At 55.1% G+C, this 15,556-nt stretch carries 16 protein-coding genes and 3 tRNA genes; 10 read left to right on the top strand and 9 right to left on the bottom strand.

Going from position 1 to position 15,556, the window contains the following annotated elements:
- Nucleotides 1-46 precede the first annotated feature (46 nt).
- Nucleotides 47-2,170, top strand: coding sequence for a carboxy terminal-processing peptidase (locus HZS52_RS12260; RefSeq protein WP_009287564.1), 2,124 nt, complete (start codon nt 47-49; stop codon nt 2,168-2,170).
- Between the two features lie 82 nt (nt 2,171-2,252).
- Here the strand turns inward: HZS52_RS12260 and HZS52_RS12255 are convergent, their stop codons facing one another.
- From HZS52_RS12255 to HZS52_RS12240, 4 genes are all read right to left on the bottom strand, one after another.
- Nucleotides 2,253-2,618, bottom strand: a complete 366-nt coding sequence (locus HZS52_RS12255) for a metalloregulator ArsR/SmtB family transcription factor (protein WP_190372849.1) — start codon at nt 2,616-2,618, stop codon at nt 2,253-2,255.
- A 163-nt stretch (nt 2,619-2,781) separates the two neighbouring features.
- Nucleotides 2,782-2,857, bottom strand: a tRNA-Asn gene (locus HZS52_RS12250).
- A gap of 96 nt (nt 2,858-2,953) precedes the next feature.
- Nucleotides 2,954-3,029 (bottom strand) — tRNA-Asn (locus HZS52_RS12245).
- A gap of 93 nt (nt 3,030-3,122) precedes the next feature.
- Nucleotides 3,123-3,198: transfer RNA gene (locus tag HZS52_RS12240), tRNA-Asn, on the bottom strand.
- Nucleotides 3,199-3,396: 198 nt separating this feature from the next.
- Here HZS52_RS12240 and miaB point away from each other — a divergent pair.
- The 5 genes from miaB to lnt all read left to right on the top strand — a co-directional run bounded on the left by miaB (nt 3,397) and on the right by lnt (nt 9,160).
- Nucleotides 3,397-4,740, top strand: coding sequence for a tRNA (N6-isopentenyl adenosine(37)-C2)-methylthiotransferase MiaB (gene miaB, locus HZS52_RS12235; protein ID WP_009288234.1), 1,344 nt, complete (start codon nt 3,397-3,399; stop codon nt 4,738-4,740).
- 234 nt (nt 4,741-4,974) lie between these two features.
- Nucleotides 4,975-6,054 (top strand): PhoH family protein, encoded by a 1,080-nt coding sequence (locus HZS52_RS12230; protein ID WP_009288233.1) that lies wholly within the window; start codon nt 4,975-4,977, stop codon nt 6,052-6,054.
- Nucleotides 6,051-6,536 (top strand): rRNA maturation RNase YbeY, encoded by a 486-nt coding sequence (gene ybeY, locus HZS52_RS12225; protein ID WP_009288232.1) that lies wholly within the window; start codon nt 6,051-6,053, stop codon nt 6,534-6,536. Before HZS52_RS12230 ends, ybeY begins: the two co-directional genes overlap by 4 nt.
- A 179-nt stretch (nt 6,537-6,715) precedes the next feature.
- Entirely contained in the window at nt 6,716-7,615 is a 900-nt protein-coding gene (locus tag HZS52_RS12220) for an HlyC/CorC family transporter (protein WP_009288231.1), read from the top strand.
- Nucleotides 7,616-7,678: 63 nt separating this feature from the next.
- Entirely contained in the window at nt 7,679-9,160 is a 1,482-nt protein-coding gene (gene lnt, locus HZS52_RS12215; RefSeq protein ID WP_190372848.1) for an apolipoprotein N-acyltransferase, read from the top strand.
- Nucleotides 9,161-9,285: 125 nt separating this feature from the next.
- On the opposite strand, the gene HZS52_RS12210 is transcribed toward lnt, so the two are convergent.
- Nucleotides 9,286-10,347 carry an NAD(P)-dependent alcohol dehydrogenase gene (locus tag HZS52_RS12210; protein ID WP_138801116.1) on the bottom strand — a complete coding sequence of 354 codons (1,062 nt, stop codon included), beginning with the start codon at nt 10,345-10,347 and terminating at the stop codon, nt 9,286-9,288.
- A 221-nt stretch (nt 10,348-10,568) separates the two neighbouring features.
- Between HZS52_RS12210 and HZS52_RS12205 the strand changes: the two genes are divergently transcribed.
- Nucleotides 10,569-11,462 (top strand): AraC family transcriptional regulator, encoded by an 894-nt coding sequence (locus HZS52_RS12205; protein ID WP_138801115.1) that lies wholly within the window; start codon nt 10,569-10,571, stop codon nt 11,460-11,462.
- Nucleotides 11,463-11,482: 20 nt separating this feature from the next.
- Here HZS52_RS12205 and HZS52_RS12200 read toward each other — a convergent pair whose 3' ends face one another.
- Complete coding sequence (locus HZS52_RS12200) at nt 11,483-11,908, bottom strand: VOC family protein (RefSeq protein ID WP_022522552.1); 426 nt, start codon at nt 11,906-11,908, stop codon at nt 11,483-11,485.
- A 134-nt stretch (nt 11,909-12,042) separates the two neighbouring features.
- On the opposite strand from HZS52_RS12200, the gene HZS52_RS12195 reads away from it, so the two are divergent.
- Both HZS52_RS12195 and HZS52_RS12190 read left to right on the top strand, forming a co-directional pair.
- Nucleotides 12,043-12,927 (top strand): LysR family transcriptional regulator, encoded by an 885-nt coding sequence (locus HZS52_RS12195; protein ID WP_190372847.1) that lies wholly within the window; start codon nt 12,043-12,045, stop codon nt 12,925-12,927.
- Nucleotides 12,928-12,959: 32 nt separating this feature from the next.
- The gene (locus HZS52_RS12190; protein ID WP_022522550.1) at nt 12,960-13,193 is read left to right on the top strand and encodes a DUF3820 family protein; all 234 of its coding nucleotides are present in this window, start codon (nt 12,960-12,962) and stop codon (nt 13,191-13,193) included.
- Here HZS52_RS12190 and HZS52_RS12185 read toward each other — a convergent pair.
- A complete protein-coding gene (locus tag HZS52_RS12185; RefSeq protein WP_041158253.1) occupies nt 13,190-13,549 on the bottom strand; it encodes a hypothetical protein in 360 nt (119 codons plus the stop codon). The genes HZS52_RS12190 and HZS52_RS12185 overlap by 4 nt on opposite strands.
- A 111-nt stretch (nt 13,550-13,660) precedes the next feature.
- On the opposite strand from HZS52_RS12185, the gene HZS52_RS12180 reads away from it, so the two are divergent.
- Nucleotides 13,661-14,428 (top strand): DUF1499 domain-containing protein, encoded by a 768-nt coding sequence (locus HZS52_RS12180; RefSeq protein WP_009288227.1) that lies wholly within the window; start codon nt 13,661-13,663, stop codon nt 14,426-14,428.
- A 30-nt stretch (nt 14,429-14,458) separates the two neighbouring features.
- Here HZS52_RS12180 and HZS52_RS12175 read toward each other — a convergent pair whose 3' ends face one another.
- On the bottom strand, nt 14,459-14,821 hold the full coding sequence (locus tag HZS52_RS12175; protein WP_022522547.1) for a ribbon-helix-helix domain-containing protein: 363 nt from the start codon (nt 14,819-14,821) through the stop codon (nt 14,459-14,461).
- A gap of 141 nt (nt 14,822-14,962) precedes the next feature.
- The gene (locus HZS52_RS12170; RefSeq protein WP_022522546.1) at nt 14,963-15,532 is read right to left on the bottom strand and encodes a DJ-1/PfpI family protein; all 570 of its coding nucleotides are present in this window, start codon (nt 15,530-15,532) and stop codon (nt 14,963-14,965) included.
- Nucleotides 15,533-15,556 lie beyond the last annotated feature (24 nt).

Genomic DNA, 15,556 nt, shown 5'->3' with positions numbered 1-15,556 from the left:
AGTCTAGGGAAGAATGAGTGTACACAAATCCGGGAGAGCTTGACTGATGAGCTTGTTTGCAACGCTTTCGCGTTCGGTCGCCCTGGCTGTCATGCTGGTTGTTACCAGCCCAGCCGCCTTGGCGCAACTTGAGCCGACCGACGAACAACGCCAGGCGGCAGTGGAAATTGCGGACTCGCTCCGCTACGGCCATTATGCTGATATTACATTTGATGAAGCGTGGTCGCAGGATGCTTTCCAACGCTATTTGGATATTCTGGACGGCCAGCGCGCCTACCTGCTGCGCAGTGATATCGAGCCCTATCGTCACTTAGAGACGGGCATGGCAGACGCTCTTTTCAATGGTGAGCTGGATGATGCGTTTGATCTCTATAACACCTTTAGTGATCGGCAACGGTCGCGCCTTGAGTCTTTGTTGGCAAAGCTGGACGAAGGCCTTGATTTCGATTTTGAAAGCAACGAGCGTTTAGAAATTGATCGTGAAGAGGCGCCCTGGGCATCCCGGCAAAGCGAGCTTGACGAGCTATGGCGCAAGCGGCTTAAAAACGACGCCTTAACGCTCGCCCTGACCGATCAGGATAGCGAACAGATTGAAGACAACCTGCGCCAGCGCTATGAAGGCCAACTAACGCGGCTGGAGCAAACCGAGTCTGAAGATGTATTTGGCGTACTGATGGCAGCCGTTACTAGCAGTATCGACCCACATACTGGCTACCTCTCCCCTCGCCAGGGCGAATCCTTCGATATTCAGATGAGCCTCTCCCTTGAGGGCATTGGCGCCCTACTTCAGTCCGATGGTGAATATGTCAAAGTTTCCAGCCTTGTGCCCGGCGGCCCAGCGGAGCGCGCCGGCGTACTTGAGCCAGCGGATCGCATCATCGCCGTAGGCCAGGAAGAGGGTGAGATGGTCAATGTGGTCGGCATGCGCCTGGACAACGTGGTGGATCTGATTCGTGGCCCCAAAGGCTCCGTTGTTCGCTTGGACGTGGTACCTGCCCAAGCGGTGGATATGACCCGCTCGCAAACCGTTGAGATTACCCGTGACACCGTTAGCCTTGAAGACCAAGCCGCCCATGGCGAAGTGATTGAAGTCGAGCGTGATGGAGAACCTCACCGCTTAGGGGTGATTAACATCCCGACGTTCTACGTCGATTTTGACGCCTGGCAAGCGGGTGAAGAGGAGTATCGCAGCACTACTCGCGATGTTGCCAAAGAAGTCGAACGCCTTAAAGAAGAGGGCGTGGAAGGTATCGTGCTTGACCTACGCAACAACGGCGGCGGTGCGCTCCAGGAAGCCAACTCGCTTATTGGCCTGTTTATCGACCGCGGCCCCACCGTACAAGTGCGCGATGCCCAGGGGCGCATTCAACTGTATGGCGACAGCGAAGCAGGGACACTTTATGACGGCCCGCTAGGGGTGCTGGTGAATCGCCTCTCCGCCTCTGCCTCGGAAATCTTTGCCGGTGCGATTCAGGATTATGGTCGCGGCTTAGTACTGGGCACGCCGACGTTTGGCAAAGGCACCGTGCAGACGCTCAACGAGCTGAGCCATGGTCAGATCAAACTGACTCGCGCCAAGTTCTACCGCATTTCCGGCGACAGCACCCAGAATCGCGGCGTTGAGCCGGATATCGACTTCCCCAGTTTGATTGATCCCGAGCGTATTGGTGAAAGCAGTTTGGATAATGCCTTGGCCTGGGACACCGTTCAGAATGTCCAGTATCGCCGCTATGGCGAACCTGAAACCATGCTAGACAAGCTGATAGCCCAGCACGACGCACGCGCTGAGGACAACGCCAACTTCCGCTATTTAGAGCGCCAGTCCACGCTGGCCCGCCAGTTACGCGAGCAGCACACCAGCGTGAGCTTAAATCGTGAGCAGCGTCAGCGTGAAATGGAAGCCCAGGAAGCCGAACAGCTTTCGCTGGAAAACCAACGCCGTCGTGCACTGGGCCTGGAAGAGCTGGATGAGTGGATGGATGCTCGTACGGATGCCACCGAAAGCGTCACAGAAGGAATTGAGGACGCAGAGGCAACCCAAGACAGTGAAGGGGAAAGCGACGAAGATGACGCACTGGCTGTTGATCGCGCCTATGTGCTCGAATCGGCTGAAATCCTGCTCGACTACGCCCGCCTGCAAGACACTCAGCGGCTAGCCGCTAAGCGCTAAGCAAGCCGAGTTAAAGAAGCAAACGCCGCCCCTTAGCAAGGGGCGGCGTTTTGGTTTTAACGTTTTGGCTTTAACCCTGGTTTCAACAGAGCGCCGCCAGGCGGGCTGGCCGGTCACCCATTTTGGTTAAGCGCCGAGTCAGCGCAGCTAACTGGGCGGCACTGCCCTGGCCACCCGCGCGAATCACCTCATGAGCCCAGGCAGGTAACTGGGGGGCAAGCCGGTAATAGACCCACTGCCCCTCACGCTGATCACTCAGCAACCCACACTGACGCAGCTGAGCCAAATGACGCGATACTTTAGGCTGGGACTCCTGCAGCGCATAAGTCATTTCGCACACGCAAAGCTCCTGCTCTTGAGCCACCAGCAGTACCAGCATCAAACGCGTCTCATCGCTTAAACATTTAAACACCTGCAAGGCTTGCGGTGTATTCACATTGCCCACCATAAACTTCCCAGACTGATTGACTATGTGTAGTTTACGCCACAAGAACCGTTAGCAGTAAGCACCGCGCGAATGCGCGGCATTCAGGCACAGAAAAACACCCAGATGCCATTAAGCAGCGGGTATTAAAGAAACAGTGAGACTTAAACTAACAGGGGAAATTAAATGGCTCCTCGAGCAGGACTCGAACCTGCGACCCAATGATTAACAGTCATTTGCTCTACCAACTGAGCTATCGAGGAACAGTGCACTACCTGTTATATGAAGATATCCCCGTATCGGCATATCTTAAACAGCTAGCTAATGCGCAGTACCTGTGAAGTACTGATGTGATAACTTGGCTCCTCGAGCAGGACTCGAACCTGCGACCCAATGATTAACAGTCATTTGCTCTACCAACTGAGCTATCGAGGAACATCTTAAGCTATTTTTTCATAAGCGCTGTCTTTTCAAACACTATCGTGTTTAAAGCGAAACCAAAATTGCTAATAACTTCCAGCAATTGATTGGCTCCTCGAGCAGGACTCGAACCTGCGACCCAATGATTAACAGTCATTTGCTCTACCAACTGAGCTATCGAGGAACTGCTCAAACACGGTGCGTAGTATACCCATAGAATCGTGAGGGTCAAGTATCGATTATGGATGAACGCTAGCCGCTGGTTTCTTGTATCCGTATAATGCGCCAACTAACGATAGCGGTTCGGGCACCATCACTGCCGACCGCACGACGACACTCCATTCATCCTCGTCCCCCGACGACTCATAGATGACAGGTACCGATGGCGAAGAAGCTCTTCATCAAAACGCACGGCTGCCAAATGAACGAGTACGACTCCTCCCGCATGGCGGATCTACTCGGCGAATCTCACCAGCTCGAACTCACTGATAATGAGCGTGAAGCCGATGTCATTCTGTTAAACACCTGCTCGATTCGCGAAAAAGCGCAGGAAAAAGTTTTTCATCAGCTGGGACGCTGGAAAAAACTTAAAGACGCCAATCCCAACCTGGTGATTGGCGTGGGCGGCTGCGTGGCAAGCCAGGAAGGCGAAGCCATTCGCAAGCGCGCGCCTCACGTGGACATGGTGTTCGGGCCGCAAACCCTGCACCGCGTACCCTCAATGCTGGATGCCCGTGGCAATAATCAGATTGCGGCGGTAGATGTCACCTTTCCAGAGATCGAAAAATTCGACCACCTGCCCAAGCCCTCTTCTGATGGCGCAACGGCGTTTGTGTCGATCATGGAAGGTTGCTCAAAGTACTGCACCTTCTGCGTGGTGCCCTACACCCGCGGTGAAGAAGTCTCGCGCCCCTTTGAGGCGGTAATGGATGAAGTCATTCACCTTTCCGACCAGGGCGTGCGCGAGATCAACCTGTTGGGCCAGAACGTCAATGCCTACCGCGGTGAAAACCAGCTTGGCGATGAAATCGACCTGGCCGAACTGATTGCCTGCGTTGCGGCGGTTGAGGGCATTGACCGCATCCGCTTTACCACCTCACACCCGGTGGAGTTTACCGACAGCCTAGTTGACGCCTTTGCCGATATCCCTGAGCTGGTGAGCCACCTTCACCTGCCGGTACAGTCGGGTTCAGACCGTATTCTTACTGCCATGAAGCGCGGGCATACGGCGGCCGAATACATTGAAAAGATGGAGCGCATCCGCGCCAATCGCCCGGACATCAGCTTCTCTTCTGACTTCATCATCGGCTTCCCCGGCGAAACAGAAGAAGATTTTGAAGCGACGATGAATTTAATTCATCAAATCGGCTTCGATCATTCGTTCAGCTTCGTTTACTCCGCACGCCCCGGCACACCTGCTTCTGGCCTGCCGGATGAAACACCGGAGAGTGTCAAAAAGCAGCGTCTGGCGATTCTGCAGGAGCGGATCATTCAGCAAACCGCGCAAATTAGCCGCCGCATGGTCGGCAGCACACAGCGTGTACTGGTTAACGGCTTTTCGCCCCGCGACCCCGGCCAGCTCTCAGGGCGTACCGAGAATAACCGAGTGGTTAACTTCCGCGCTGCCAACCCCACCGAACTAATCGGCTACTTTGTCGATGTAGAGATCACCGAGGCATTTCCCAATTCGCTACGCGGTGAGCTTGCCTCACCTGAGCGCTATTGATTGTTTAACGCATTTATAAATGCCCGATAACGAGTGCGAGAACAGGTTGTAGCGAGGGTCTTTTGCCAGGGATGGCAAAAGTAGCGCCCAAGGAAGGGTTCACAGCGCCCTCGCGGAAACCTGCTCTCGGCACCGTACTGTATAAAGTACCTTTCAGTTAGCATAGATCATTGCCCCGCTTCTGGCGGGGCAGTAAGCTGAACGATACACACACTAACGAGGGGTTTCCCACTCTTGAGCCAGCCAACACCTCAGGCCAATCGCATCATCACCTTAAGCCTTGAACCCAATGATCCGCAGCGCCTTGCTAGCCTTTGCGGCCAGCAGGACGAGCATTTGAAGCTGATTGAAAGCCGCCTAGATGTGACGCTGCGCAACCGGGGCAATGTGTTCCAACTGGCGGGCCCAGCCAACCGCATCAAAGCAGCGGCGAACGTGTTGGAACACCTCTATCGCGAAACAGCGGCGAGCGAACTTGAGGCCGACACTGTGCACCTGTTCCTGCAAGAGTCTGGGCTTGAAGCGCTGGAAGAGGAAGCTGACGGCGTCGGCAGCAGCGATGAAGTGATCATGCGCACCCCACGCACCATGATCAAACCGCGCGGGCTCAACCAGCAGCGCTACGTATCCAGTATCCGCGAACACGATATCAATTTCGGCATTGGCCCTGCGGGTACCGGTAAAACCTACCTCGCTGTTGCCGCCGCGGTTGAGGCACTCAACCAACAGGAAGTACGCCGCATCCTGCTCGTGCGCCCGGCGGTGGAAGCGGGTGAAAAACTTGGCTTCTTGCCCGGCGACCTGGCCCAGAAAATCGATCCCTACCTGCGGCCCCTTTACGATGCCCTGTATGAAATGATTGGCTTCGAGCAGGTGGCAAAACTGATTGAGCGTCAGGTGATTGAGATTGCCCCGCTGGCCTATATGCGTGGCCGCACACTCAATAACTCCTACATCATTCTGGATGAGAGCCAGAACACCACCCCGGAGCAGATGAAAATGTTCCTGACCCGGATTGGCTTTGGCTCCACCGCCGTGATTACCGGCGACGTGACCCAGGTCGATCTCCCCAAAGGCCAGCGTTCAGGGCTGATTCAGGTGCTCGACGTGTTGAAAGACACTCAAGGCATCGGCGTCACCCACTTTGCCGCCAAGGATGTGGTACGCCACCCGCTGGTACAGCGCATTATCGAAGCCTACGATATGTTCGAATCCCAGCAGGAAGTGGAAGAGCGTGCTCGCCGCGAGGCACGCCAGCAAGAGCGTGACGCACGTATGCAGGCACGCGAAGACGCATGGGATAGTTCGCGATGAGCGAGGCCATTGAAGTCATCGTTGATCGTCAGGCGGCGATTGACGAACCACTGCTACCCAGCCTGCCACAGCTCACCCAATGGGTGGGCTGTGTGTTTGCCCACCACCCTGACGATCAGCGTCTTGAAGTGACTATTCGCTTTGTGGATGAGCTTGAAAGCCAAACGCTCAACCGTGATTACCGCGGCAAAGACAAAACCACCAACGTGCTGTCATTCCCTTTTGAGAGCCCGCCGGGTGTGGATTTACCGTTACTCGGCGACCTGGTGATTTGCCATGCCGTGGTGGCCAAAGAAGCCAACGAGCAAAACAAGTCGATCGAGCACCACTACGCCCATATGGTCGTGCATGGCATCTTGCATTTAATGGGCTACGATCATATTGATGATCACGAGGCCGAGGAAATGGAGCAGTTTGAGCGCGAGCTGTTAGCCGAGCTAAGCATTCCTGATCCGTATGCTGACAGCCCCCCCGCTCAATAGGGAACACGCTTAGCCCCTTACCTCTTTATTATTTAGCGGTGAGTGCGTTAAATCACGTAACAACTAATCTGGTACTATCCCCCGTTTCAGTGATAAAACAGCTACCTGACGACATGGTTTATATAACGATGTCGTCAACGAGATAGCAACTGTCTGCCCGCAAACGAGAGAATTGACGCATGAGCGAAGACCGATCGAGCAACCCCAATCAAAAATCCTGGCTCGAGAAACTCTTTGGCGCCCTTTCCGGAGACAATGACGAACCCAGCTCACGCGATGAGCTGATGACGTTTTTACGCCATACCGCAGGGAAATTAAAGCTGGATCAAGACGCCATTATGATCATCGAAGGGGCGCTTGATATCAGCGATCAGCAGGTTCGTGAAGTGCTAATACCTCGCTCCCAGGTCTCAGCCATCGCTCTGGATCAAACCAGCGACGGCTACCTACCACTGATTCAGGAAACCGGCCACTCCCGCTACCCGGTGATTGGCGAAAATCTGGACGATGTAAAAGGCATTCTGCTGGTAAAAGATTTACTCCCCCTGCTCTCCCAGACACAGGCCCAGCGTGATGCGTTCAAGTTAGATGACATTTTGCGCCCCGCGATGTTTATCCCTGAATCAAAACGGCTAAACAGCCTACTCAAAGAGTTTCGGGATACCCACAATCACATGGCAGTGGTGGTGGATGAATACGGCGGCACCGCGGGCATTATCACCATCGAAGATATTCTTGAGCAGATCGTTGGCGACATCGAAGATGAGCACGATACCGATGAAGAGGACGATATCCGCGAAATAGAGAATGGCCGCTACGCCATTCGCGCACTGACCCCCATCGAAGATTTCAACGAACGCTTTGACACCGAGTTCTCTGACGATGAGTTCGATACCGTTGGCGGCCTGGTAATGCAGCAGTTTGGCCATCTACCGCGGCGCGGTGAACACACCATTCTGGGCGGCTGGCGGTTTGTGATTCTCAATGCCGACACCCGACGCATCCGTCTACTCGAAGCCTATCGCGACACCCGCCGCGATGACGAAGAGGATGATGACCAGGAGAACAAGCCAGCCTAGGCGCTTGTTGTCGCGCTGTTTTCTCTCCACTCCCTCGCACTTTACCGTAGATAGGTTATCGCTATGGGTTTACCCCCCGCGTTTTTGTTACAGCTGCTTGCCGCCCTGGTGGCGGGCGGTTTCACCACCCTAACGGCTTCCCCTTTTGAGCTTTGGTGGCTTGGCCCGGTGGCCATTGGCTTACTCTATGTGGGCCTGCACACTTTAACCCCCGCCCAGGCGGCCCTGAAGGGCTGGTTATACGGTGTGGCACTGTTCGCCAGCGGCACCTCTTGGGTGTATGTCTCTATCCACGACTATGGCTACACCGGTGTACCGCTAGCTGTTTTCCTAACAGCGCTGTTTGTGACGATTCTGGCGCTGTTTTTTGCCGGCACTTTCTGGCTCTACCGGCGCTTCACCTCCGCCCGGCTTGCGTTTATCAGCTTTGCTGGCGCCTGGGTACTGGGCGAGGTGCTACGCACCTACTTGTTTACCGGCTTTCCCTGGCTGTTGCTGGGCTCTGGCTACGTCGACTCGCCGCTGGCTGCCTGGGCACCCGTTGGCGGCGTCTACCTGCTCTCGCTGCTGGTCGCACTTAGCGGTGCGCTTGGCGCTGAACTACTGCTGCGCCGTCAGTGGTGGACACTTGCGCCACTGGCGGCTATTTGGCTAATTCCCTTGGCACTCCCCCATCAGTGGACCACGCCTGTGGACGAGCCCACGCGCGTGGCACTGCTACAGGGCAACCTGCCGCAGTTGCTGAAGTGGACGCCCGAAGGGCAGCGCACGGCGGCGAATACCTATAGCAACCTCACCCGCGAAGTCGCCGATGAGGTTGACCTGATCATCTGGCCAGAAACCGCCCTGCCAATGATGGAGACCCAGGCTCGCCCGGTGCTGGAGCGGGTGCAAGCGAACCTACCGCCCGACGTCGCTCTGCTCACCGGCATCGTTCAGCGCGACGAGCAGGAGCGTTACTTCAATAGCGTGATTGGCGTCGGCGACGTAGAGGGCAGCTACCAGAAAGAACACCTGGTGCCTTTTGGTGAGTACCTGCCGCTGGAGAGTGTACTCCGCGGGGCGATTGATTTTTTTGACCTGCCCATGTCGACCTTTACCAAAGGTGAGCATGAGCAAACACCGATGCAGGCCGCCGGGATTCATATTGGTAACGCTATTTGCTATGAGATCATCTACCCACAGCTAGTCGCCCGCCGAGCCCAAGACAGCGGTGTCATCATGACGGTGTCTAACGACACCTGGTTTGGCGCCTCAATTGGCCCCCACCAGCATCTGCAGATGGCACGCCTACGCGCGCTAGAGAATGGACGCTATGTGATCCGCGCCACCAGCAATGGCATTACCGCTATTATCGATTCCAGTGGGCGCATTGTTGAACGCGCGCCGCAGTTTGAGACAACCACGCTCACCGGTGAGTTTTACGCCATGGAGGGTCTAACGCCTTTCACCCGCTTGGGTAGCTGGCCAGCTTGGCTGTTAGCAGGCTTGATGCTCTTGCCCGGCGTGGTGGCAGCAAGAGTCACACGCCAACCACGAAGTTGAAACGCCTCAGGCGCTAAAGTGGCTAGCTAGAAAAACGGCCCGAGTCCTCTGCAGGACTCGGGCCGTTTTGTTTTGCTCCAGCTACCTACCTGAGTGGATAGATAGGCAGCTAGACAATCCGTTATTTAGGCTGCACTGTTTTTTAGCGTGGCCATATCAATCACGAAACGATAGCGCACATCGCCTTTTTCCATGCGCTCAAAACCTTCGTTAATGTTATTGATATCGAGCATCTCGATATCACAGGTAATGCCCTGATCGGCGCACAGCTTGAGCAGCTCTTCAGTCTCCGCAATGCCACCAATTAGTGAACCGGCAACCACACGACGCTTAAAGACCAAATTGAACGCTTCAATAGCAGGCTCAATGGGCTCTAACAAGCCGACAATGATATGGGTACCGTCATACTTCAACGACGTTAGGTAGGGGTTTAGATCGTGTTGGACAGGTACGGTGTCGAGCATGAAGTCGAAGGTTTCAGCCACCGCATCCATTTGTGCCTGGTCGCTGGAAACCACCACGTGGTCTGCACCGTTACGCTTGGCTTCTTCAACCTTGGCGTCGGAACGGGTGAACACCGTGACTTCAGCGCCCAACGCTTTGGCCAATTTAACGCCCATGTGGCCTAAGCCACCCATACCGATCACACCGACTTTATGGCCTTTGCCCACGCCGTGATGCTTGAGCGGTGAGTAAGTCGTTACACCGGCGCATAGAATCGGCGCCGCTGAGGCCAGATCAATACCATCAGGCATCTGTAGCACAAAGTGCTCGCTCACCACGATGGAATCGGAGTAGCCACCCTGGGTTAGGGTGCCATCCTGACGATCTTCGCTGCCGTAGGTCATGGTGAAGCCTTCCAGGCAGTACTGTTCTACGCCATCTTTACAGGCAGCACAGGTACGGCATGAATCGACCATGCAACCGACACCCACCAGGTCACCGGCTTTAAAACGCGATACTTTATCGCCCACAGAGGTCACGCGTCCGACAATTTCATGGCCAGGTACGACGGGATACTGGCTCATGCCCCAGTCATTGCGAGCAAAATGCAGATCGCTGTGGCAGACACCACAGTAGAGAATTTCGATGGCTACGTCATCGGGGCGCGGCTGACGACGATCAAAAGTAAACGGTGCTAAGGGCTTATCGTTGGCAAATGCGGCGTAGGATAATGCTTGGCTCATCGGTGAAACTCCTTATCAGCAAAAGACTGCCGTATAAATCAGCAGACATTTCCCTCGCATGCGAGGCATGCCAATAGTATTGGCCTATTCAGTGGTGATAGCGATGAACGAAGCTACGTCATTTTTGCCAAATACTCCGACAAAACGTAATAAAATAACAAAAAATAGCCATAAATCGTTATGATTATACAAAAACCACCAGAAACCCGAGATAAACCCTCATGACCTCCACCGCTCAGGCTGGCAATGCGCTGGCTGCCGTTATCGCGCCACTGGTTAAAAGCGACGGAATCAATAACACGCAGCTACCCGGCGTGTCGTTACTCTGTTTAAGCCGCCATCAGGTACGTACGCCACTGCTCTATGAGCCGAGCCTGACCATCATTGCCCAAGGGCGCAAAATGGGTTATCTGGGTGATCGCGAAATCCACTACGACCCCGGCCACTACTTAGTGCAAACGCTACCACTGCCCTTTGAGTGCGAAACTCACGGCTCACCGGAAGCCCCGTTACTGGGTATATCGGTACGCCTGGATCCGGCGCTGTTAAGCGAGATGGTGACGGCCATGGGCGATGCCGGTCATAACGCATTGGCTCCGCTGCCGATGGCCTCGGTGGCCATGACAGAGGGCATGCAGGAGGCCGTATTGCGCTTGGCCAACGCGCTACATGCTGACATTGAGCGCAACACAATGGGCAACGCTCGCATTCGCGATGTGGTGTTTGAAGCGCTGAAGGGAGAACAGGGTCCCGCTTTACGGGCGCTCGTACTGGGGCATGGTAACTATTCACGCATTGTGCAGGTGCTGTCTAAGCTCCACACCCATTTTGCCGACGACTTTAGCGTGGAGCAGTTGGCGGCACAGGCCCATATGAGCCCCTCGACTTTTCACCAGCACTTTAAGCAAATTACCCGCTCATCACCGGCTCAGTACTTAAAGCGGTTGCGCCTAATCAAAGCGCAGCAGTTGCTGCTGCAGGATAATCACAACGTCAATCAGGCCGCTGCGGCGGTGGGTTACCGCAGCGTGCCTCAGTTTAGCCGTGACTATAAGCGCTACTTTGGCGAGCCCCCGCTTCAGCATCGCCGCCAGGAGCAAGCGTTACGCGCTTAAAACGAGATTTAATGCAGGGCTTATTTAGCAAACACCTGACTCATATCTTTAAACGCCTTGAACTCCAGGGCATTTCCGCAGGGGTCGAGCAGAAACATGGTGGCCTGCTCACCTACTTCGCCTTTAAAGCGAATATACGGCTCGATCACAAACTGCGTATCGCGCGATTTCAAGCGCTCGGCCAGGGCTTCCCACTCGTCCCACGCTAATATGACGCCAAAGTGCGGCACCGGGACGTTGTGCCCATCTACCGGATTAGTGTGGGCGCTCTCTTGCCCCGGCGTTTTGGGCTGCTCATGAATGACCAGTTGGTGGCCAAAGAAATTAAAGTCGACCCACTGCTCGCTGGAACGCCCCTCTTCCAGGCCAAACACATCATTATAAAACGCCCGCGCCAGCGCCACATCGTAAACGGGAATCGCCAGATGGAAGGGTGAAAGGCTCATGGTCATTCTCCACATTATTGGGTTTTATGAGGGTTAGCGGGCACTTTATGCAGCCCCGCTGTATTAATCCTAGGGCCGCTCATGGGAAAATAAAATCAATAACTATTTAGCTGATTCACAAAAAGGATTGATCAATGATCCGTGAGCTAAAAACGCTGATTGCGGTAGCACAGGAAGGCACCTTTGCCGCAGCGGGCAATAAAATTGGCCTGACTCAAGCGGCGGTAAGCGCACAAATGAAACGCCTCGAGGAAGAGTTGGGTATCCCACTGTTTGAGCGTAAAGGGCGTACCGCCATCTTGACGCAGCGTGGGCAGGAAACGTTAAAGCAAGCTCATGCACTGCTCACCCTCTACAGCGCGCTGGGTGCGACGACTGCAGGCCAAGCCACCACTCAACGGGTCAACATTGGGGCCATCGCGTCCATACAGCGTTCGCTACTGCCCGATGCGCTGGCGCGCTTTCATCACGCCTATAGCGAATGCCGCACCCGCGTGGTGCCTGGGCTCTCCATGGAGCTGGTGAATCAAGTCGACGCTGGGGAGCTGGATATGGCGGTGATTATTCGCCCGCCCTTTTCACTGCACAGCGATTTACGCTGGACGCCCCTTGCCCACGAGCCATTTCGTTTAATCGTGCCGCGCCATATTGAGGGCGATCACTGGCAGGAGCTGATCGCCCACCAGCCGTTTGTCCGCTACGACCGTGCTTCCTTTGGGGGACGGCAGGTCGAACGCTTTCTGCGTGACAATCACTGCAATGTACGTGAAGTATGCGAAGTGGATGAACTAGAGGCCATCGTTAAACTGGTCGCCAAAGGGGTAGGCGTTGCTCTGGTGCCCCAAGCGATTGCGCAGCAACCCTGGCCAGCGAAAGTGCGTGCGATTGATTTAGGCGAACGCACCTTTCACCGCGACATAGGGCTGATACATCCCAGTAGCGGCCATTTGAGCGAACCCGCCCGGGCGCTGGCCCAATTGATTGGCGAAATCGCTCAGCGGCCTGATAATGGCGCCTAAAATGTTTCGTTCAATATCAAAGGAGTAACTGCATGAAACCAGAGGATCTGGAAAAGCTAGTGACGCGTACCATGCCCTTTGGCAAGTACGAGGGTCGGCTTATCGCTGACCTTCCCGGCCCTTATTTAAACTGGTTCGCTCGGGAGGGGTTTCCCTCCGGGGAAATTGGCCAACTGCTGCATCTGATGCACGAAATTGATCATAATGGGCTTGGCCCGTTGCTTGACCCACTGCGAAAAACGCCTAGCCAGCGTGGCGAAACTTAAGGCTGAGCGTTTTTATCTGCGTTCTCACGCTCGTCAAGAGCACCCTGAAACTCAGCGCGGTAAGCGGCCTCGTGCTGTGCGGTATCCGCAGGAAAGCGGCCTAAGGTGACGGCTAGTTCAAAAAAGCCAGCCGCAGGTAAATCGCCGCCCCGCCGGCTGACCACCAGTGCTGCGATGAAAGGCTTCTGCTGTGCGGCGTCTTCGCGCATTAACTGCTCTAACGCCTGAGTGACTTGAGCGATAGTCCGCGGCGGTGTTAGCGCTAGCGCGCTAGCCACCTGCTGATATGTCATTGGCAGGGCGTCACGCGGTGCGCTGAGCAGTAGCTGGCGAAGAGCGGCTACGTTATCGGTCATATATATCCTATCGTCAGGTTTTAACACGTTCACATTGCCCATTGACCCAGTGTTTGTGCTAAGAAATAGTTGTGCTAAGAATAGCGAAATACGCTGTGATAAGGAGAGAACATGGTAACGCGACTAACAACGGTACGCCCTCGTGGAGGCCGTTGGCCAGGCGTGCTAGCTGGCTTAGCCATTTTGCTGCTAGCGGTGGCGACCCTAATGATGGCGGGCTCCGGGCCTGCTTATCGGGGCGAATTTATCAGCCTAGGCGAGGCGTTCAACTTACTCCGTAACGGCGTTTATGCCGCTGGAGGAGCAGTCGCGGTCAGTATTGTCACGCTACTGTTTAGCCTGCTGGTTCATCGCTCTAGGCCCGCCTTAATAGCCACGCTGGTTATCGTCGCTGCTGCTGCACTGCTTTACGTACCCTGGCAGCATTGGCAACGCGCTCAACAAGTGCCCGCGATTCACGACATCACCACCGATACGCAGAACCCTCCTGTCTTTGAAGCGTTAGCTGACGCACGAGAAGCGGCGCCTAACGCGGTTGACTACCCGGGCGATGCCACCGCTCAGCAGCAGCAAGCAGCCTACCCTTATATCAAGCCGCTGGTCTTGGACGAGGCCCCACAAATGGTACTCGCTGCTGCACAAGCTGAGGCCGAAGAGGCTGGCTGGCGGATCGCGCGAATTACCGACAATCACATAGAAGCCACCGCGACCACGCGCTGGTTTGGCTTTGAGGATGATGTGGTCATTCGCCTAACCGAGCTTGAGAACGGAGTACAGGTGGATATGCGCTCGGCATCACGTCTGGGTGCCAGCGACGTGGGCACCAACGCAGCGCGTATTGAAAAATTTTTAACGGCGCTGGAAGCGCGACTTGAGTGACCGTTTCAATAATCGCCCTACTCTCTCTTATTAATGCAATGGGTCGCGCGTTTTGCCGCCCTCACGCGCTAAAATTTGCTCAGCATCCAGGGTGGCGATAGGCACTTGATGCTGGGTAGGAATATCACCCGTCAATTGAAGCGCTTGATAACGCAGAGCGCAAACGCGTAAAAACGAGGTAAAGTTACCCAAGTCGTGCCCGGCGTCGATAGATTCATGATAAAGCCGGGTAATCATTTGGGCCGTGTTCATTCCATCACGCTGGGCAATCTCTTCGAGAATGTGCCAGAAGTAATTTTCCATTCGCACGCTGGTAACCATGCCATCGATACGCAGCGAGTGTGTCGCGCTGCGCCACAGCTCTGGGTCGGCTTGAATAAACAGTTTACACATAGGCGCTGTCTCTCGGGGTGTTCGTAACCACACGCATTATCAGGAATCCTCTGATTAGAGCATAGCGGCAATTATTGGCACAGCAAACAAGAGCGCCCAGCGGGTGCTGGGCGCAAATTTCGTTAGGTTAGTGGGCCAAGCTCACTTATTCAGTAGCGCCATAAACTGCGCCAGCCAGGCTGGGTGGGCAGGCCATGCGGGGGCGGTGACCAGGTTGCCATCGGTTACCGCATCGGTCACTTCCAGGTTGGCAAAGTGGCCACCCGCAAGCTCTACTTCCGGCTGGCAGGCCGGGTAAGCGGAGCACTGCTTCCCTTCCAGTACTTTTGCAGCGGCTAATAGCTGAGCGCCGTGGCAAATCGCCGCCACGGGTTTATTGGTCTCAAAAAAGTGCTGAACCATGGTTAGCACCTCTTTGTTCAAACGAAGATATTCAGGTGCACGTCCACCAGGCACTACCAAGGCATCGTAATCGGCGGGATTAATGCTGGCAAAATCGGCATTCAGGGCAAAACGGTGGCCGGGCTTTTCGGAATAGGTTTGATCGCCTTCGAAGTCATGAATCGCCGTCGCCACAGTATCGCCCGAGGCTTTCCCGGGGCAAACTGCATCGACACGATGGCCGACTGCCATAAGTGCCTGAAATGGCACCATGGTTTCATAATCTTCAGTGAAATCGCCGGTGATCATTAAAATGCGCTTGCTGCTCATCTCAGTGCTCCTCTTGGTTATCTT

It is taken from the genome of Vreelandella titanicae (assembly GCF_014697095.1).
Classification (GTDB): domain Bacteria; phylum Pseudomonadota; class Gammaproteobacteria; order Pseudomonadales; family Halomonadaceae; genus Vreelandella; species Vreelandella titanicae.
The sequence above is the reverse complement of the archived record's forward strand: the minus strand, read 5'-3'. Positions and strand labels throughout refer to the sequence as shown.